This window comes from Citrobacter sp. Marseille-Q6884, from assembly GCF_945906775.1.
Taxonomy (GTDB): domain Bacteria; phylum Pseudomonadota; class Gammaproteobacteria; order Enterobacterales; family Enterobacteriaceae; genus Citrobacter.
Genome location: NZ_CAMDRE010000002.1, coordinates 368,029 through 387,982 on the forward strand (window position 1 = coordinate 368,029; position 19,954 = coordinate 387,982).

Here is a 19,954-nt window from a genome sequence, read left to right on the forward strand (position 1 = left end):
TTGTTTATCATGGATGATTTATGAATAGATCGAGCTCGTTTATATATTTTAGACAGGAAGTACTTAAAGCTATTAATCTCGAGCAGATTGAAGGGATTAAAGATAACAGGGTTGAACTTGTCAATGAAGTCAACAGCGTAGTCCGTGCAGTTATTAATAATAACCGCACGGAAAACTATCTTTCAGCACCGGAACGGCAGGAATTATGTGAACTGGTTGTCGATGAAATTACAGGTTATGGTCCTTTACGTGAACTAATGGAAGATGATTCCGTCAGTGATATTCTGGTCAATGGCCCTGACAGGATTTTTGTAGAACGCAAAGGTCGTCTGGAATTATCAGATAAGCAGTTCATCAACAACGATCAGTTAACCGATATTGCGCGAAGACTGGTTGGTAAAGTCGGTCGCCGTATCGATGATGCACAACCGTTAGTGGATGCCCGTATGCCAGATGGTAGCCGCTTAAACGTAGTAATATCGCCTATTTCTATTGACGGAACGTCAATGTCAATTCGTAAATTTGGCAAAGGAAAGATTAACCTGGGAGAGTTAATTAAATTTGGCAGTATGAACGAAATGATGGCTAACTTTTTGGTTATTGCAAGCCGTTGTCGAGTCAATATTATTGTTTCTGGCGGAACAGGTTCAGGCAAAACGACGCTACTGAATTCAATGTCTCAGTATATTGAAGAGAGTGAGCGAGTCCTTACTCTTGAAGATGCGGCTGAGCTTCGTTTACAACAAGCGCATGTACTAAGGCTTGAGACAAGGTTAGCGGGGTCCGAGAACCAGGGGCAAATCACAATGCGAAATCTGGTGATAAATGCCCTGCGTATGCGGCCTGATCGTATTATCATTGGGGAATGTCGTGGTGCAGAGGCCTTTGAAATGCTGCAGGCTATGAACACGGGCCATGATGGCTCTATGTCGACTCTTCATGCAAATAATCCACGTGATGCACTGGCCCGCTTGGAAAGTATGATAATGATGGCAAATGCGGCTTTGCCACTTATCGCGATCAGACGCAATATATCTAGTGCAGTGAATATTATTGTTCAGGCATCTCGTTTACCTGATGGTTCAAGAAAAGTAACAAATATTACAGAAATAATGGGTATGGAAGGTGAAAATATTATCTTACAAGATATATTCTCATATACAGCAAATCCAGAGCGCGACCAAAACGGTATGATTACAGGGACTTTTACCTGCAATGGACTATTGCAACGCTCTGCTGTTTATCGTCAGGCTCTTGTTCATGGCTACCTTGAACCGTTGCGCCAACTTTTTGGGAATAAAGTATCATGATGATAATTATCATATCCACCATTATTCTTATCCTTGGTGCAACACAAATCTATTTTGCACTAAAAAGGTCCAATGAGATAAAAAGTAAAATCTTGGCTACGAATATAATTGCCACGAGAGAAAATGATGAGAAAGGTAATGCATTACGCGATTTATTAGAGGTCATAAAAGGAAAAATAAAAAAGGCTCACTCTAACCTAATCGGTAAAAATAGAGAGTTAGTCCCAGTTCATACTGGTGTGATAGTTGTTGTAAGTTGTGCTCTATTATATGTAAATTCTGAATTTTTACAGTTTAATAATTTAATTGTGCTTGTGATAGGGATTATTTCCACTATCTATATTCTTTATATGAGACAAGTCAAAAAAAGTCGCAGAGATTTTGAACGGGATTTTTCAGAAGCTTTAAATATCATCAACAGTTCAGTGAGGGTTGGTCGCCCTGTAATGCAAGGATTCGAAGAATGTGCCCAGCGAATAAACAGTGATTTTGGTCAGGAATTTAGGCGCATATTGATGCGCTTAGATATTGGTGATGATCCTGAACGTGTATTTATGGAAGCATATAAACGCTATCCATATAGTGAGTTTTTTTCGTTTGTTATTACCGTTCTTATTAACATGAAAGGTGGAGGGCAAGTCAGTGAAGTTATGTCTCGCTTGACTCAGCTTATCTCTGCCAGTAAGACTTTAGATCGAAAAAAAATTGCTATGACAGCAGAAGCAAGAATGTCAGTAAAAGTATTAGTAATTATTCCTGTATTCTTCTTTTTCTTTCTGAAGTTCCTCGCCCCTGAAAACTTTGAAATACTGGTTGGTACAGATGCCGGGCGCTATATTCTTTATTATGCGGTTGGCAGTATTCTTTTTGGATTATTTTTAGTATGGTCGATGATGAATAAGGTAGGGTAAGATGATATATGCTATCTCTTTTCTGGTTTTCATAATAGGTATGCGCAGTACCTTGTTATTAGTTTACCGTCATAGACGTATTCAAAAGGTTGAAAAGCTTGTAAATTTCTCTGAAAAAAAAGATGAGAAAAAGAATATGTTCACCAGCGCGGGTGCTATAGTAGAAACCCAGTTGGATAAGACTTTTAAAAAGAACAGTAAAGTTGTCTCAGCTGCATCTGCCTTGGATCAAAACGTAAAAGTGAAAGCAGCATTATTTGCAGTGATGGCACTTCCTTACCTGATAGGAATATATTTAGGCTTTTTTGAATACGATCAACAAAAATTTACAATGATAATGTTTGGTATGCTTTCGTTCATTATCATTGTTCCGGCTAGAGTTCAAGCTGCCGTAATAAATAGAAGAAAACGTAGAATAGCCAACGATGTGCCATACGCAATAGACTTGTTAGCTGTATGTATCCAATCTGGCATGACTGTAGAAGCGTCGCTAGGATATATTGCATATAAATTAGAGGTTATTAACAAAGATCTGTCATCAGTACTCATTCGCACAGTTTTAAGAGCTGATGTTAGCGGTATTAATGCTGCGTTGGAGCAACTATCCGATGAAATAAATAACGAGGAAATGAGAATGCTATCTTCAGCATTACTTCAGAGTACAAAATTTGGATCTTCAATTTATAATGTACTGATTGATTTATCGAAAGAAATTAGACAGATGCAGATACTTGCTATGGAGGAAAAAGTTGCTGCACTTTCAGCAAAAATGACATTCCCGATGATTGCATTCATTCTCTTTCCCCTGATCGCAATCGTTGCTGGTCCGGGCCTGATTAAGATGAGCTCAACATGGTAAAAAAAATTCTTCCCATATTAATGCTTGCTGTTCTTACTGGTTGTTCAGGTGGTTTAACTAATGCATCAGATGATGATCAAAAAGAATATATACTGACTCAACTCAATGATTATCAGGGTTTGATTGAAATTTATAGAAAAAAACTAAGTGCGAATGACAACGATGATGATCGATATCACTTATCGGAACTTTACCACAATATAGGAGACTTTGGTTCCTCCAATGTTTATCTTGACCCTTTGGTCGAAAAGAAAAAAGATGAAAAGTATCTGATTTTGCAAGCCAAAAACTATCTGGAATTAGGGCAGGAAGCTAATTCAGCTAAGATAATAAGTACGCTGCTTGCAAAAAATGGTGAAAGTGGTGAGTTATGGAATTTGCAGGGAGTTTTACTTGCACAACAGGGTAAATATTCAGAAGCGATTACATCTTTTGAAAAAGCGCGTGGCTTATTTTATAACGAAGAGATCGTTATTAACAATCTTGCAATGATGGCGATCCTACAGCAGGATTATTTGAAAGCAAGAAATTATCTCTTGCCACTATACTCGCGTAAACAATATCGTCCACAAACTGTTTATAATCTTGTTTATGCCCTTGTCAAATCAAACGACTTTGAAAGTGCAAGAAAAATTATTATAGATGAGAAAATTGGAACATCCAGTCCAGAAACCATAATTAATTCACTATTAACATTATCTCCACGAGAGCAATTTAATATGCCTCAACAAGAGATAACGAGTGGACAAGTAGCAGTATCTACTAAAACTCTTTCTGAGCAACGAACAGAAAATGTGGCAGCGACAGTAGCACCCCAAAATAGTAACCTGCTGATTTCACAGTCTACAGGAAATGATAAAGCATCCGAAGATGTTAATAATGCAAAGATACAACCTTGCTCTTCAGAAAGAAATACTGACAGCAATATTGATAAGTTTAAAGGAAGTATTCCTAACGCAAAATTTATCGAGAAAATGACATCAGCCACTATAACAAATGGTGAACGATTAGCTTTGTACTCTTCTTATCCTATTAATTATATCATGCTACCTCAGGTGCAGAGTAATCAAATAGAAATTGAACTATTCACCGCACAGCCAGCTAAAAATATTTATCAATCTCAGTTGGCCATTATGAAGTCACATCCATCACTTCAGAAAATAGAAATAGTCAATCAGGGGAATAGTAGCTCCATATTGCGAATTGTCACATTGCCCTGCATAAAGGGAAATAACATAATACGTTCTTCTGTCAAAGGTAAATTTAAAGAAAAATTGGTTGTTGATATTTTATACAAATGATGGCCAATAAGAACATTATTTAGCATATTATCAGTCCGCAAGAATTCTGCAACAACATACCTTACCACTTGTCCATAGCTATCTTATGGATAAGTAGCGTATTGGAGTAGATATGGAAAATGAAGTAGATAAACTATTAAAGGAATTGTCGGATATTGATGGGGTACGTAAAGTTGCAGTGATTAATAACGTTGAGAAAAAAATTGCTCGTGGAATTAATATGGATGAAAGCTCTACTGTTCTGGTTAGAACATTAAGTGATGTCGTAAGATCCAATATGAAATATTCTCGGTTAACAGCAAGGAAAAATGAAATTGAAGATGTTTTAATAACCTATTTCGATGAAATTCATTTATTGAAACCTCTCTCAAGAACTGCGAAATATTTTATTTATATTAGTATATCCAGAGGGGCAAATATAGCTTTGACGCGTATTAAATTAAATGAAAGGTTAACTATGTATCTGAAATAGGTAACTGGTTTTATACAACCTGATGGGGTGATTATCTGCGCAGTCAGATCAATCAATGTCAATGAATTTGTTTTGGTGAATTGCTATGGATTTACATAAATTGCCATTCGATATAAATAATGGACAAGCTGCAGAGAGCGAACAAGTAGTGGTGGATTTGTCTGCAGGCAACCAGGAAGAAAACAAAGTTTCTACTGTGGCAGCAGATTCTGATGACACTGTTAGTCATATTCCAGAAGAGTTAATTAGTGCACTGAAGTTAGAACTTGAATCTTTTTCGAAAGAAAATGCGATACTAAAAAATATTCTTATTTCAACTGCTGATGGGTTTGAAGTCGCTTCCTTATTGACTTCTGGTTATGAGTTACATGTGCGAAAAGTATCTGCTTTAACGAGTTCTTTGCTGGGCATTAGTTCAGCAATGCTAAAAGAGGTTGGAGAGGGGGAGCAAAATGCTGTTTTCATGGAGAGCGACGACAGCATGATCCTTTTTAATCGAATTCCAGTTGAGCAAAAAATGCTTTGCTTGATGGCTGTAACAAGTAAAGATGAGTCTATAGGTCAAATTTTTTGGCGTGTTCGAAAACTTTCGGACAATGTGATCGAAATTTGTAATAAATATATTTAATATTACCAGGGTGTATCATGAACGATTCTTTTTTGTTTGACTGCGTTGTTACCTTATGTTCATCTGACCATATCAGTGGTTTTATATCCCCAAACCCAGTAATCGACAGTCGAGATAAGATCACTGCGCAACGCTTATCTTTTTTATATAAATTAGTTAAGCAAGTAAAAGATAATATCGAGCAACAAAATAATCTTGGGAGCCAAGCGAAAAATAAATATTGCTTTGAGCGAGCGATACAACTCACCAGTTCTGATATTTCATCTGGGGTAATTGCTGTTGAACCTATACTATATGATCGCGATGAAAAAATTTCTGAAGTTATTGCCTTTTATTTTAATATGATTGCTAAATCATTAATTGGACTATCAATTGAATTATCAACTGAAAAAGAGTGCGAAGTTATAATTGAAAAATCGCCTGAAATTAAAGATACCTTAATTGAATATAAAACGGTTGTAATTCCTGTTTATAAAAAAATGAAAAAGAGCAAGATAAAAAAAGGTAAGCGATAAAATATTGCCATATTGCCCACTATATTTAAAATGTAGAGGGCAATGTTTTTTAATTAAATAAAAATAATTATTATGATTCAAATATTAACTTTCTTTATATTCTCTCTTCTTGCAGTTTCTTGTGTAACAGATGTTCTTTACAGGACTATTAAAAACAATTTTGTTTCACTCATATTTATTAGTTCTTGCGGATTAGCTTTCTGTTTTTCAAATATTAATGTTTTAGTTCCTCTCTTATTTTTGCTCATAGGCTTTATTTTAACTGTGGTAGGAATTATTGGCGCAGGGGATATAAAGCTTATCGTTGCCCTGTTGATAGGAATGCCACAAGATCATATTTCCATGTTTTTCTTTGCTATGGGGTGTTTGGGCTCACCATTAGCTATTTTAATTACAATGCTAAGCAATTTTTTTCTTAAGAAGAAAGACAGAACTATACCTTTTGGGATCGCTATTACATTTGGTTATATTGCAGCAATGTGGGGAGTTATTTAACATGCGGAAGTTGAAGCGGCTATTTAGCAAAGAAGATGGTGCTGCGACGGTAGAGTTTGCTTTTGTGGAGATACCATTTATTATCTCTCTTTTATTTATTATGGAACTATGTCGAATAATTTATATTATGTCTTCAGTGGATCTCATCCTTTCTGAGGCCAGCACTGAAACGGCAATATCAACTAAGGCATCTGATAAAGATAGTCATTTTGAACAAATGGTTAATGATATGGCAAAAGGTTGGGCATTGTTATTAGTCGGTGATAATGTAAAGATAACAACTAAAATAGAATACTGCATGTCAATTGATCACCTTAAAGATGGTAAGTGCTTTCCTGTTTCTCAAAGTTATGATGCCTCTGCCACAGGAGAATTAGCTATTTATAGCGTTACAGTCCCATATAGGCCTTTATTTTTTATGTTTCCTGGTGCTTTTGTAAAAAATAATATGATGCGGAAAATAGTGTTAGTGCAGGAACATAAATTGGATAGACAGTAAGATAATTAAGGTAAAAATGGCTATGTTAATTAAGAATTTCAGATCTGAAAAAGGCTCTGCCGCCGTGGAGTTTGCATTTTATATTTTTATTTTCACGCTTATTTGTGGGGTTTTAATGGATATGACTTTCTCTTTAATAAAAAAAAGTGAACTGGAAAGAGTCAATAATTCATTAATGTCTGTTTTACGAGAAAGAAACGCATTTTATGATGGTAGATCTATACCAAGTGCTCTGGATTTTAATCAAATTAAAGAGGTAGCTAACACGCTTTTGGGGACAACTGATAAATCCTATCAATTGGAGCTACGTATAGCATTGCCAGCAAGTGGGTCAGTTCCTGATCCAGGTGTTCGCCCTTCGTTTGCCGAAGCTATATTTAATACTCAAAAGATAAATGGCTGTGAAATAGATATGAATGTATCCAATATAACACAATTAGGAAGTCTTTCCGTTTTTGGGCAGCCCCCAGCTAGTGCTGATCCTAATGGAATGTGGTATCCCGTTTACGAACTTACGATATGCATGCCTGGTGCTGTAAGCTATTTTAATCAGTTTATGGGTATTTTTAATAAAAAACTAGCTAGCTTGTATATAAAAAATGTTGCGATTCCCCGCCTTTGATATTTTAAAAGAGGCTCAGGTGTATATATATGAATTTTATTAAATTGAACTCTGCGAAGTTTATCAAAGAAAACCGTGGTGCTGTAACAGTAGCTACCGCAATTGTATTTCCTGTGCTGATTGGTTTTTATTCTGTTGCAATTGATGGCGCAAGATTTAATTCTGAGCGTTCTCGTCTAAATGATGCTATTAATCAAAGTGTTTATGCATTGGCGGTACAAAATAATCCTAATGCCAGCGATGCAGCCGTTCAGAGCGAAAATAAACAGCTTGTTGCTGATTATCTTTCATATTATCTGCCACATATTCAGCCGGACCAAAATAACATAGACGTTATCGCAACGCCTTATGTCGATCAGGCTACCGGTGTGACAGGCGTCGATTATCAGGTAACAGCTCAAGAGATATCGCATCCAATTTTTGATATGAAAAGAAATGATGCAGATAGTACTGCTTTTAATAGCAATGTGACTATTAGTAGTAATAATTTTTCCGGTAAAGCCCGTCGTACAACCATCCCGGAGACAATTCCAACCGATTATGCTTTTGTCGTCGATTTTTCAGGTTCTATGCAAAAACCATCAGACGATCCAAGTATAACTCGTGAACAAGTTATGAAACAAGTCGTATTGACGCTTGGTAAACAGGTTTTTGACTTACAAAATGGAAGTACAATGGGATTAGTGCCTTTTTCTACTGGTGTTCCTGTTGTATTAGATAAAACGAACTATGCTAGTAATTCGAGTAAAGAGATAGGATGTGGTTATATTGGTGCTTTGAAAAGTGACTACGCGAAGCTAGATATGGAATTTTGGTACAATAAGCTTAGTTCCAATCTTTTTAAAGCTGACCTTTTTAATTCAAGAGGTATTCTTAAGAGAAAGGTTCTTCCGCAAGAAACTATTGATAGTTATGTCGAAAAAACAAATAATGAATTGAGGCTATGGTATATTAACACTATTGCTAAATCGTATGGCTATACAGGTAATAAAGCAAAAAACTGGTTGGTAAAAGATAAAGGATATTGTAAGATCGTCGATTCAAAAGGGAATGTCATTAGTGGTTCTGCATTGGATAATATAGTATGGAAAGATGTCGATAATGCTAATATTCATTGTGATGCGGACCTAAAGTCGGATATCAATAATCCAACCAATGCTGATTTGTTTGAAAGTCAATTATCGGCCTTTCTCGAATTTAGTCAATTCGATATGATCTATGGTAATATTCTTAACGAACAAACTATGGATATTAGTGCAACTCTCTCGGGTGACTATCTTTTTGACGATAAAAATATAAAATCTTTTGTCGCATTCCAAAGTAGGCCACAAAATACGCCATTTACAAGTTCATGTTATTACGCATATACGGAAACTTATCAATTGGTTCCTGAAGATCCCATGGAGGTATTTGTTGCCCATACTGACCACTTTTATGAGGATGTAAAAAAAATACAGAAACCATCATACTACCCAATTGAGTTGACCGATGACATTAGTTTGTTATCTGATTTCAATCAGATGCTTCCTGGTGGAAATACAGACACATTGTCAGGTTTATTGCGATCCGTCCCATTAATCGCAAAAGGAAAAAATGAAAGAAAAATAATATTTGTAATAACAGATGGTAGAGACTCATATCCATCGTTTCGTCAAAAATTAATGACAGAGAATAACCTTTGCAATGTCATTACTGATGGTTTAAAAAAATATCCAAGCGGTACGGTGACGGATGATGCGCAAATTTATTATATATCGTTGACTGATGATCTAGAGGGGCGTGATTTAGCTCAGGAGTGGCAAAATATGTGTGTTGGGCAAGGTCGTAGTTATACTGCAACCAGTCTTAATGCTTTATTGGCGCTTATCGGAAATATTATGTTTAAAAACAGAATCGATTATGTCAATGCTAACGAAAAGTAGCAGAAGGTATGACTGATGCTCGATTTTCCTGCTCTTGCTTTACAATGTGGGCCTGAAGTTGCTACTGAAGTGATTCAACGTATCGTCACCGTTGAATCATCCTTTAACCCCTTTGCAATTGGTGTCGTAGGAGGCAGGCTTCAGCGTCAGCCTAAAACTAAAGAAGAAGCTGTTGTAACTGCACAATATTTAGCAAGTAATGGTTGGAATTTTTCGATGGGGCTTGGACAAATCAATCGTTATAACTTGTCTAAGTTCGGGCTTGATTATGAATCTGTCTTTGAACCTTGTCATAACCTACGAGCTGCGGCGTCAATTTATCAGGACTGCTTTGACCGTGCGGCTAAAACGTCTGACTTTGCCAGTGCGAGAATGAAGGCGTACTCTTGCTACTACAGTGGTAATTTTAACCGTGGTTTTATCGCTGATGTAGGAGGGGGGAGCAGCTATGTTGAAAGAATCGCAAATGTAAACATCGATAAGACTGCAGAGGGAGTATCTCCAATTTTGGTGATCCCTTCAGGTACGAGGAAAAGTGGCCTCTCTTCGCAAAGCAAACCTGCATCGAGTCGTAAATCTCAGTACTCGGATGTTGATGCTCACCGCTTAAGGAGGTTAGATGGAAAAGCCTCTACTTCAGGGGGAATTAAGCAACTACGCGGAGAGTAGATGTTATTTTATGTTAGCGATAAAATACATTCATTCATATTGTTTATATATATTTCAAATGACGTCTTAACTATAATAATATTTATTTTTGGGATGTATTGCTTGGTATTATTTAATCTGTTAATTCATGATAAATAAATATCATTTTTTATCTTTTTAACTAGTCATTCTATTTTTTTTGTGGTTATAATTACTCCCTGAGACAGGATGGATGATAAGCGTAAGGTGCTCCTTTTTTACAACTGGTGCTCTATATATGGATGAATTCAAAATATTATTCGCAGGGCCTACTGGGGCGGGTAAAACTACAGCAATAAATACTGTAAGTGATGTGTCTGTTGTAAGTACAGAAGTACCTCGTTCCTCGTTGGACACAGAATCTGAAAAAAGCCAGTTGATACCCAAAAATACCGTGACTATCGGTATCGATTATGGCGAGTTTAGCTTTGATGATAATACACGAGTCAGGCTATATGGTGTTCCCGGCCAGCTACGTTTTGAGTTTCTATGGGAACTGATTCATAAAGGCGCGAGCGGAACGATTATATTATTCGACATTACCAGTAATGCCTTCTCTGATGAAATAGATTTCTTTATCAATCGTTTTCATGAAGTACTTCTTACTGATAAATGTATTATCGGTATCAGCAAGTATTCAGATGAGTATTCACCCAGGGTTACTGAATTACTGGACTTGATGGGTAAGTATAAAGTTGATGTTCCTGTTATCGCTGTAGATATCAGGAATAAGGAGGATGTACTGAAGTTGTTGACCATGCTTGTTAAGTGAAATTAGGAATTGAACATTATTTTTTAAGGGATTTATCATGAGTAATATTACTGAGTCATTGAATTCACTGATGGAAGTTTCTGGTGCTATCGTTGCATCTGTGGTTGATTCGAATAGTGGTATGATGTTAGGGCAAGCTGGTTCAGGTATTAATTTGGAGCTGGCATCTGCTGGCAACACTGAAGTGGTACGTGCGAAACTCAGAACAATGGAAACATTGAAGCTGAATGATAAAATTGATGATATTCTGATTACATTAGGCAAGCAGTATCATATTATTTGTCCTATCGACAAAAACCCAGGGCTGTTTATCTATTATGTATTGGATAAATCCAAAGCAAATCTTGCTCTGGCACGTCACCATGTTCAGGAAGTTGAATCTCAGTTAGTTGTATAATCTATAGCTTAACCTGCAAGTATTATAACTTGCAGGTTTTTAAAGATTTTAAGTCAGTGGTGTTTATCACTGGCTTTTTATTTTTTACACCCCCTTAAATTCAGAATTCTCATCCCTCACTCTGCAGTTTACCACTTATGTAACATTATATATGTGTTCATTTTTTATATTCTTATAGTTGAGTTGAATTCGTAGCTGTATTTTTCATCCAAAAGGATCTGGTTCCATGAGTTTAGGAAATAATGTGTGGACATTTTTATCAATTGCATTATATCTCACTTCTTTTTACTTTTTCTTTAAGTGTGTTAAACGCGGAGTGGCGGGGACTTTTATCGCAGTGATCGTTGTTGTTATTTCTGTTGTTTTTAGCTTGCTATCAGGTGGATATCTTGTATCGGACTGGTTTACAGGTGTTGGCTTTGATGACTCTGTATTTTATCATTTAAGATTTGGTGTTAAAGGTGCTGATTTTAGTGATTTCTATTTTTTAATGCTTACGTTTGCATCTTTACAGTTAACGTTTTTAGTATTTATAGTAAAATATATTAGGAAATACATTTCCAGCCAGAGACAAAAAATAAAATGGATTCCCCTTTTTGAAGGGGCGGTAATGGTTTTTTGTGCATTCTTTTGTGCCCCTGCTTCCTCTAATTTATTTGTGTATATATTTTTTGCACAAGATGCTGAGGGTTTTTCTACATACTTTATTAAACCTCAGATACAGACTAGTGTCGAACATCCTAAAAATATTATTTATTTCTATCTGGAGAGTCTTGAAAAAAACTACATGAATGAAGAGCTATTTCCAGGATTGCTGCCAGAACTTCATAAGATAGAAAGCGAAAGTGTTAGCTTCAGCAATGTAGGTCAAACAGTCGGTGCTAACTGGACGATAGCCGGGATGGTATCCAGTCAGTGCGGCTTACCGTTATTGTCTTTGTTTACAAATAATAATTTTCATATGGATAACTTTATGCCCAATGCAATATGCCTGGGCGATATTTTGAAATCTAAAGGATACCATCTGGAATTCATGGGGGGGGCTGAAAAAGACTTTTCAGGTAAAGGCCTATTTTATTCAAGTCATGGTTTTTCAAATATACAAGGGAAAAAAGAATTTTTAAAAGAACATGTTGGATATAATTATATTAATAAATGGGGGCTTTATGACGATACCCTATATGATATGATTATTCAGCGTGTCAGAGCCTTGCGTAAGGCTAAAAAACCATGGGGATTATTTTCTATCAATATAGGCACACACCAACCAGAAGGTTTTCTGGCTCGTCAGTGCAAAGATTTTAAATATCGTGACGGTAGTGATAATCTGCTTAATGCGGTTCATTGTACCGATCGGCTACTTGGGCAACTCTATAAAAAACTAAAAGATGAAGGTGTGCTGAACGATACCGTCATCGTTTTTGCATCAGATCATTTAGCTCCTGTAATGGTAAAAACGTATGATACCCTTAATAAAGTTGAACGTCATAATTTACTGATGATTACAGGTGCAGGGGTTACACCAGGACAGAATAATCGTACAGGAACTACACTTGATATCTCTCCGACACTACTCAATTATTTACAATTTGGTTCGCACCCTATTGCGCTTGGACGTGATTTGAATGGCAATTTACCTACCTTGGCGGAAAGATTAACTTCTCAAAACCGAAGAGATAAAAAGCTATTTGCATGGCGGACAGTGATAGATATGTCATTTTGGGGGTATCCTGAATTCAAAGGTAATATCACTCTTGATTCTCAGTCCCGGCAGATATACATCGGTGATGACAAAATAAAGTATCCTTCCTTAATCCGCTATACACCAACCGGGAAAATAGAGGAAATCTATTATGGCAACGAACACCCCGAAGCCAGCGAAGATAATCTTTACCTTCCGGCATATTATTTGGCTAATGGAATAAGTAATAATCAGCTATTTTTATGGGTTGACACATGCCGTACCCTATCAACCCTTAATCGAGATTTACGTAAGTTTGATCAGCAATATTGTTTTTACAACGGTTCACTGTCATCGAAGCATTCAACGTCAGGATTGGTATCAACAGGGGGAGGGAATCTCATTATCCAAAATGAGGTTGGTACGGATTTCTCTGTCGAGCAGGCAAAAAACTATCGTCAGAAACTTCAGAATTTGAACCTTATTCGTTGGGATACATTGCACTTGCTATCGGAGAGCACATCAATTTTCCCGTCGAATGAATTATTGGCGTCTGGGTCTGATTCAGCTATCAAGAAATCTGCTATTTCAGGTACCGAGGTAGCAGAATCTGGGCTGACGCTTGCTCGTATCGTATATGAGTCGCAGTCAAATACAGGGGTGACTACTTACGTTGAGAATCTGGGGCCGCTTTCAGTGTGCGATAAAACCGCTGCGCCTTTGCAAATTAAGTCGCTGATTAAAAATTCGCCGCTAGATAATGCATATAAACCCCTGTTTTATATCGTCATCGGTACAGTGGACGTTAAATGTCAGGAGGGGATTCTGAATCCACCTGTCGATTTGCACCTACAGAATCTAAGCAGGCTTACAGTAGGTACACCCTACATTGCCATCACGGATCCTGATTTCAATATCAAATATGAAAATGCTGGTCAGGCCGATCAGATGATTGGTCTTAAAGTTACGGTTAACGATAAGTAGATTAGTATTTTTTAAATTGTGTGCCGGGTACGTAGTCGTACCCGGGATTTATTAACCATTAACAGGCCGGATGACGGCTTTTCCCTTCAATAATTTTCTCACCCAGAGTCGATTCGGATTGAGTGCCGCAAGAGTTTCTGCATCCATCGGCACGGGTTCATTGCTCATTTGTGCAGCAAGAATTTCTGCGCACAGTGGGGCAGAACAGAGTCCACGTGAACCTAATGCACCCAGCATAAATAAGTCACGGTATACCGGTGCGCTCGTGGTATTTTCTTTGGACTCTGCCAGATGTGCATACTGACTGAGCGTTGCGTCATAATCCGGTACATTACCGACCATCGGCAGGTGATCGCGAGTGGCACAGCGGACTCCACTGCGTGCCGCCTGCTCACTGACATCCACCTCTTTTGCCCATTCGGCATGTGGGAAACAGTCGATTAAACGTTGGCGGTTTTGTTGCTGATCGTCTTCGCGATAACGCGTTTCTTCACACCCGCGATGATAACTGGCACCTATGCAGTGCTGCTGATTCAGTGGATTCTGCGGCGTGAGGTAGCCATCGTAGCACAGCACCTGACGTAAGGCTGAAAGCGAAGGTGTGGTGGGAATATGACTGACCTGGCCGCCGACCGAGTAAACAGGTAACGGCAGTGTCTGACTAAAGCGATTAATAAGGTGACCATTAGTCAGAACCACCACTTCGTGTTCAGTTGTTTCGCCAGTAGCAAACTGTAATTGCCAGTTTTCCTGCTGTTGGGACAAAGATTCCAGCGTGTGCAGGTATTGTGTTCTTAATCCCAACGCTTCGGCATGTTCTAGTACGGCCGTCGTTAACTCTGCTGGGCATAACCAGCCCCCTGTAGGATAGTAAATACCGCCGCAGCCTGTCGCTACGCCAGTGTTTTGCTCAACCTGTGCTGCGTCAACGGCGACAGCGAGTGCGTCGGGTAATTCTAGCGACAACATATGGGCGATTTTCTGCTGACTTTTTTCGTCCCACGCGAGCTGAGTGACGCCGCTCCAGTCATGTGCATAATCTACCGGCAGGGCATCATACAGACGGCGAGCAAAGGTAAATGCGGTGGGGAAAAAAAGATTGATAGCGGCATCATGTTTACTGAGCAGAGGATAGAGCGCCCCCTGACGATTGCCAGATGCTCCTTGCGCTGGCTTTTCGTTAGCGCAATAGAGCGTAACCTGCCAGCCACGACGTAACAGAGCCAGCGAGAGTAAGGCGCTGGAAATACCCCCTCCGATTATCGCCACATCTCGTTTCTCAGTGCCTGAGCGTGCAAACCAGGGCATGGGTGAGGGCGGGGCAATATGTTGCTCCATCACACCGCACAACATCTCTCGTTTTCGCCCAAAACCTTTGCATTTCCGCATCGTAAATCCGGCTTCCTGCAGCCCTCGACGGACAAAGCCTGCCGATGTGAAGGTCGCCAGCGTACCACCCGGTCGGGCCAGTTGAGCCATTGCGTTAAATAACGTTGGGTTCCACATATCCGGATTTTTAGACGGCGCGAAACCGTCCAGAAACCAGGCATCGACCTGTTTGTTCAGGGATTCATCCAGTTTACTGGTGAGATCGTTAATATCGCCAAACCACAAGTCCAGTGTAACCCGTCCTTCATCAAGCAACAGTCGATGGCAGCCCGCGAGAGGTAGTGGCCATTGGGCTTGTAATCGTTCAGCCCACGGGGCAAGTTCAGGCCAGTGCTGATGGGCTAATGTCAGATCGTCGCGCGTGAGCGGGAATTTTTCAAAGCTGATGAAATGCAATCTTTTCAGGGACGCGTCAGGGTGTGTGTTGCGAAAGTCTGTAAATGCCTGCCAGAGAGTCAGGAAGTTAAGCCCGGTACCAAACCCGCTTTCTGCGACCACAAATAATTGGCGTGAATGCGTTGGAAATCGCTCTGCAAGATGGTTTCCACCGAGAAAGACGTAACGGGTTTCTTCTAGTCCGTTATCGTTAGAAAAATAGACATCATCAAAATCTCGGGAAACAGGTGTACCCTCAGCATTGAATTCGAGGTTGGCGGGTTGTATAGCGTATTGTTTCACGTAAGTTACTCGTCTGGCAGGCTGTGCCCCGATCTTAGCGATGAGTGCCTGGCTGCGCAAATTTCCACATAAATTGGCTGATCGGACTTGTTCGGCGTACAAGTGTACGCTATTGTGCCACTCGAAACTTTAAAATAGTGCGACTTACAGAGGTATTGAATGAAACGTGCAGTGATTACTGGCTTGGGCATCGTTTCCAGCATCGGTAATAACCAGCAGGAAGTCCTGGCATCTCTGCGTGAAGGACGTTCAGGGATCACTTTCTCTCAGGAGCTGAAGGACTCCGGCATGCGTAGCCACGTTTGGGGCAACGTAAAACTGGATACCACTGGCCTCATTGACCGCAAAGTTGTGCGCTTTATGAGCGACGCATCCATCTATGCATTCCTTTCTATGGAGCAGGCCGTTGCTGATGCCGGCCTCTCTGCAGAAGTTTACCAGAACAACCCGCGCGTTGGCCTGATTGCAGGTTCCGGCGGCGGTTCCCCGCGTTTTCAGGTGTTTGGTGCTGACGCAATGCGTAGCCCACGTGGTCTGAAAGCGGTTGGCCCGTATGTGGTCACTAAAGCGATGGCATCCGGTGTTTCTGCCTGCCTCGCAACGCCGTTCAAAATCCATGGCGTAAACTACTCCATTAGCTCTGCCTGCGCGACATCTGCACACTGTATCGGCAACGCTGTTGAACAAATTCAGCTGGGCAAACAGGACATCGTTTTTGCTGGCGGCGGCGAAGAGCTGTGCTGGGAAATGGCGTGCGAATTCGACGCAATGGGCGCGCTGTCTACCAAATACAATGATTCCCCGGACAAAGCTTCCCGTACCTATGATGCTAACCGCGACGGTTTTGTTATCGCTGGCGGCGGCGGTATGGTTGTTGTTGAAGAGCTGGAACATGCTCTGGCACGTGGTGCGCATATCTATGCGGAAATCGTCGGTTACGGCGCAACATCCGATGGTGCAGATATGGTTGCTCCGTCAGGTGAAGGCGCTGCACGCTGCATGCAGATGGCTATGCAGGGTGTTGATACCCCGATTGATTACCTGAACTCTCACGGTACGTCTACTCCTGTAGGCGACGTGAAAGAACTGGGTGCAATCCGTGAAGTCTTCGGCGACAACAGCCCTGCAATCTCTGCAACCAAAGCGATGACCGGTCACTCTCTGGGTGCGGCTGGCGTTCAGGAAGCTATCTACTCGCTGTTGATGCTGGAGCACGGTTTTATCGCGCCGAGCATCAACATTGAAGAGCTGGACGAGCAGGCTGCTGGTCTGAACATCGTCACCAAACCGACAGAGCAAGCGCTGACCACCGTGATGTCCAACAGCTTCGGCTTCGGCGGTACTAACGCCACGCTGGTTATGCGTAAGCTGAAAGCCTGAGTTTGACACTGACATCCGTCATTGACTGATGGCGTTTCGCTAATCAGGTCAAAAGGGAGCCGAATGGCTCCCTTTTTTATGGCGTTGACAACAGGTCCAATTTACAGGCAGACTCCGCGTTCAACATTATCCTCATGATAATGCGTAAGCGTTTAACGTTATCCAACGCACCTTAATCCTGATAGTCAGGTAGAGGGGGCGTGGCATTTCCTCGCCTTACTCTGCATTCTGGAGTAACGCATGACAGCAGTAACCCAAAAAGAAAAAACACCTTCGGCGAACGTTTCGCTCTTTCGTATCGCTTTTGCCGTTTTCCTGACCTATATGACGGTCGGTTTACCCTTACCTGTAATCCCCCTGTTCGTGCACCATGAGCTGGGCTATGGCAATACCATGGTCGGCATTGCCGTGGGCATTCAGTTTCTGGCGACGGTATTAACGCGAGGCTATGCCGGTCGCCTGGCCGATCAATATGGCGCTAAGCGCTCAGCGCTACAGGGCATGTTCGCCTGTGCTCTGGCAGGCGCTGCATGGCTATTGGCTGCGCTATTGCCTGTCTCGATTCCCGTTAAATTTGCACTGTTGATTGTGGGACGTTTAATCCTGGGTTTTGGCGAAAGTCAGTTGTTGACTGGTACGCTGACCTGGGGAATGGGGCTGGTAGGCCCCATGCGTTCTGGCAAGGTGATGTCGTGGAACGGGATGGCAATTTATGGCGCACTGGCTGCTGGCGCGCCGCTGGGCCTGATTATCCACAGTCATTTTGGATTTGCCGCGTTGGCAGGAACGACGATGGTTTTACCGCTGCTGGCGTGGGCATTTAATGGCACCGTACGTAAAGTACCGGCCCATGCGGGAGAACGCCCGTCGTTATGGAGCGTGGTCGGGCTCATCTGGAAACCGGGTCTGGGTCTGGCGTTACAAGGCGTTGGATTCGCGGTTATCGGTACGTTTATTTCACTCTACTTTGCCAGCAAAGGCTGGGCGATGGCCGGTTTCACCCTGACCGCGTTTGGTGGCGCTTTTGTGTTGATGCGTATCCTGTTCGGTTGGATGCCGGACCGGTTTGGCGGGGTCAAAGTAGCCATTGTTTCCCTGTTGGTTGAAACCGCCGGATTGATCCTTCTCTGGCTGGCGCCGACGGCCTGGATTGCGTTATTGGGCGCGGCGTTAACCGGGGCAGGGTGTTCGTTGATTTTCCCTGCGCTGGGAGTGGAAGTTGTGAAACGTGTTCCCGCTCAGGTGCGGGGCACGGCGTTGGGAGGATATGCTGCATTTCAGGATATCTCTTACGGCGTAAGCGGTCCTCTCGCGGGCGTGCTGGCCACCGCGTACGGCTATCCCTCGGTATTTCTTGCTGGGGCGATTTCCGCGGTGGTGGGTATTATCGTGACGCTGCTTGCTTTGAGAAAAGGCTAAACAACGAGCCAGAAAACTACTAAAGCAATCATTAATGCCACAAACAGCAGCCCCGGTCGTGCCGACAGCGATTTAACGGTTTCAATCACCGGCGTGAACGGGCTGTAAATAGGCTGAAGATGGCGCGGATCATTTGACTCACGATCCCGCTCTACGCGACGCAGGAAGATTTGATTCAGCAGATCCTGCACCTGAACCGTTGTCAGAATCGTGTGAGGCTGGATCTGATATGTCTGCTGCGCGTAGTCTTTGATTGCGGCAAATTCATTAGGCTCTAACGGCTGCTTCAGCGCTGCCTGTAGTGTTTGCAGCGTTGGGGCATTTTGCAGGCTCAGCGTTTGCCGCGCTTGCAGCCAGGTGACCAAATGGGTGAATTGCTTTGCCGGGATCAGCTCACCGCTCTTCACGCCTGACAGCTCCAGCATGGATTGCCAGATAAGCTTACCGGATTCCCCGGTAGCGGCAGCCAGCCTGGTGACCAGTTGATTCAGTGTGTTGTGCTCGGCAGGCAGTAAGGGGCGATCGGTCGCCGGACGCTGCTGTGGCTGCGGAATAGAAAGTTGCCCTTGTTGCAGAAGCGTCAGCACATTTTTCAACTGCTCCGGTGTGAGCTGGCTGAGCGCCGTTTGCCCATACTGTTGACGGATAAAATCGCTCACGGCCTGGCGGTTATTTCCCTGGCTGAGTAACTCGGTGAGTTGCGACAACACCTGGCGATTGGCGTGATTCTGCTGAGCAACGCTAAGTCGTTGGGTCAGATTTTGTTCTGCGGCGGGAAAATGGCGCGATTGCAGCGGCGTATCGCTTTTCACGCCAAGATCGTGCTTCATCCCGGCCCACACTTCGGCACTCTGCTGCTGGGTGAGCGAAATCAGACGAGTAATAAGCCGTTCCAGCACGGTACGTTGCTGCGTGGATAACGGTTGTTCACCCGCCACAGAAGAGGCATGTTGGCCTTCACCGGGAGGGCGGGCTGGAGTACCAGAAATGGGCTGCATCATCTCTATTCCTTAAATCAAAGCGAACCAGGTCT

General features: G+C 41.7%; 19 protein-coding genes. 17 read left to right on the top strand and 2 right to left on the bottom strand.

What is annotated here, in order from left to right:
- Window positions 1–20 precede the first annotated feature (20 nt).
- The 15 genes from N7268_RS16775 to N7268_RS16845 all read left to right on the top strand — a co-directional run bounded on the left by N7268_RS16775 (window position 21) and on the right by N7268_RS16845 (window position 14,055).
- Complete coding sequence (locus tag N7268_RS16775) at window positions 21–1,310, top strand: CpaF family protein (protein ID WP_260863768.1); 1,290 nt, start codon at window positions 21–23, stop codon at window positions 1,308–1,310.
- Window positions 1,307–2,221: a type II secretion system F family protein gene (locus N7268_RS16780; protein ID WP_260863769.1), complete on the top strand. Its 915-nt coding sequence runs from the start codon at window positions 1,307–1,309 to the stop codon at window positions 2,219–2,221. Before N7268_RS16775 ends, N7268_RS16780 begins: the two co-directional genes overlap by 4 nt.
- A 1-nt stretch (window position 2,222) precedes the next feature.
- A complete protein-coding gene (locus N7268_RS16785) occupies window positions 2,223–3,080 on the top strand; it encodes a type II secretion system F family protein (protein WP_260863770.1) in 858 nt (285 codons plus the stop codon).
- Window positions 3,074–4,381, top strand: coding sequence for a tetratricopeptide repeat protein (locus N7268_RS16790; RefSeq protein WP_260863771.1), 1,308 nt, complete (start codon window positions 3,074–3,076; stop codon window positions 4,379–4,381). The genes N7268_RS16785 and N7268_RS16790 overlap by 7 nt, the downstream gene beginning before the upstream one ends.
- A gap of 112 nt (window positions 4,382–4,493) precedes the next feature.
- A complete protein-coding gene (locus N7268_RS16795) occupies window positions 4,494–4,853 on the top strand; it encodes a hypothetical protein (protein ID WP_260863772.1) in 360 nt (119 codons plus the stop codon).
- Window positions 4,854–4,938: 85 nt separating this feature from the next.
- Window positions 4,939–5,481, top strand: a complete 543-nt coding sequence (locus N7268_RS16800; RefSeq protein ID WP_260863773.1) for a roadblock/LC7 domain-containing protein — start codon at window positions 4,939–4,941, stop codon at window positions 5,479–5,481.
- 17 nt (window positions 5,482–5,498) lie between these two features.
- Window positions 5,499–5,996, top strand: coding sequence for a hypothetical protein (locus tag N7268_RS16805; protein WP_260863774.1), 498 nt, complete (start codon window positions 5,499–5,501; stop codon window positions 5,994–5,996).
- A gap of 72 nt (window positions 5,997–6,068) precedes the next feature.
- Window positions 6,069–6,491, top strand: a complete 423-nt coding sequence (locus tag N7268_RS16810) for a prepilin peptidase (protein WP_260863775.1) — start codon at window positions 6,069–6,071, stop codon at window positions 6,489–6,491.
- A 1-nt stretch (window position 6,492) separates the two neighbouring features.
- A complete protein-coding gene (locus tag N7268_RS16815; protein ID WP_260863776.1) occupies window positions 6,493–6,990 on the top strand; it encodes a TadE/TadG family type IV pilus assembly protein in 498 nt (165 codons plus the stop codon).
- A 16-nt stretch (window positions 6,991–7,006) separates the two neighbouring features.
- Entirely contained in the window at window positions 7,007–7,612 is a 606-nt protein-coding gene (tadF, locus tag N7268_RS16820) for a tight adherence pilus pseudopilin TadF (RefSeq protein WP_260863777.1), read from the top strand.
- A gap of 29 nt (window positions 7,613–7,641) precedes the next feature.
- The gene (locus N7268_RS16825; RefSeq protein WP_260863778.1) at window positions 7,642–9,534 is read left to right on the top strand and encodes a pilus assembly protein; all 1,893 of its coding nucleotides are present in this window, start codon (window positions 7,642–7,644) and stop codon (window positions 9,532–9,534) included.
- Between the two features lie 15 nt (window positions 9,535–9,549).
- Complete coding sequence (locus tag N7268_RS16830) at window positions 9,550–10,203, top strand: lytic transglycosylase domain-containing protein (protein ID WP_260863779.1); 654 nt, start codon at window positions 9,550–9,552, stop codon at window positions 10,201–10,203.
- 256 nt (window positions 10,204–10,459) lie between these two features.
- The gene (locus N7268_RS16835; protein ID WP_260863780.1) at window positions 10,460–10,993 is read left to right on the top strand and encodes a GTP-binding protein; all 534 of its coding nucleotides are present in this window, start codon (window positions 10,460–10,462) and stop codon (window positions 10,991–10,993) included.
- Between the two features lie 37 nt (window positions 10,994–11,030).
- Window positions 11,031–11,390 carry a hypothetical protein gene (locus N7268_RS16840; protein ID WP_260863781.1) on the top strand — a complete coding sequence of 120 codons (360 nt, stop codon included), beginning with the start codon at window positions 11,031–11,033 and terminating at the stop codon, window positions 11,388–11,390.
- A gap of 226 nt (window positions 11,391–11,616) precedes the next feature.
- Entirely contained in the window at window positions 11,617–14,055 is a 2,439-nt protein-coding gene (locus tag N7268_RS16845) for a sulfatase-like hydrolase/transferase (protein WP_260863782.1), read from the top strand.
- Window positions 14,056–14,106: 51 nt separating this feature from the next.
- Here N7268_RS16845 and mnmC read toward each other — a convergent pair whose 3' ends face one another.
- Window positions 14,107–16,122 carry a bifunctional tRNA (5-methylaminomethyl-2-thiouridine)(34)-methyltransferase MnmD/FAD-dependent 5-carboxymethylaminomethyl-2-thiouridine(34) oxidoreductase MnmC gene (mnmC, locus tag N7268_RS16850; RefSeq protein ID WP_260863783.1) on the bottom strand — a complete coding sequence of 672 codons (2,016 nt, stop codon included), beginning with the start codon at window positions 16,120–16,122 and terminating at the stop codon, window positions 14,107–14,109.
- A 159-nt stretch (window positions 16,123–16,281) separates the two neighbouring features.
- On the opposite strand from mnmC, the gene fabB reads away from it, so the two are divergent.
- Together fabB and N7268_RS16860 are read left to right on the top strand one after the other, a co-directional pair.
- Window positions 16,282–17,502, top strand: coding sequence for a beta-ketoacyl-ACP synthase I (gene fabB, locus N7268_RS16855; protein WP_260863784.1), 1,221 nt, complete (start codon window positions 16,282–16,284; stop codon window positions 17,500–17,502).
- 240 nt (window positions 17,503–17,742) lie between these two features.
- The gene (locus tag N7268_RS16860) at window positions 17,743–18,921 is read left to right on the top strand and encodes an MFS transporter (protein WP_260863785.1); all 1,179 of its coding nucleotides are present in this window, start codon (window positions 17,743–17,745) and stop codon (window positions 18,919–18,921) included.
- Here the strand turns inward: N7268_RS16860 and flk are convergent.
- The gene (gene flk / locus N7268_RS16865) at window positions 18,918–19,919 is read right to left on the bottom strand and encodes a flagella biosynthesis regulator Flk (protein WP_260864690.1); all 1,002 of its coding nucleotides are present in this window, start codon (window positions 19,917–19,919) and stop codon (window positions 18,918–18,920) included. The genes N7268_RS16860 and flk overlap by 4 nt on opposite strands.
- Window positions 19,920–19,954 lie beyond the last annotated feature (35 nt).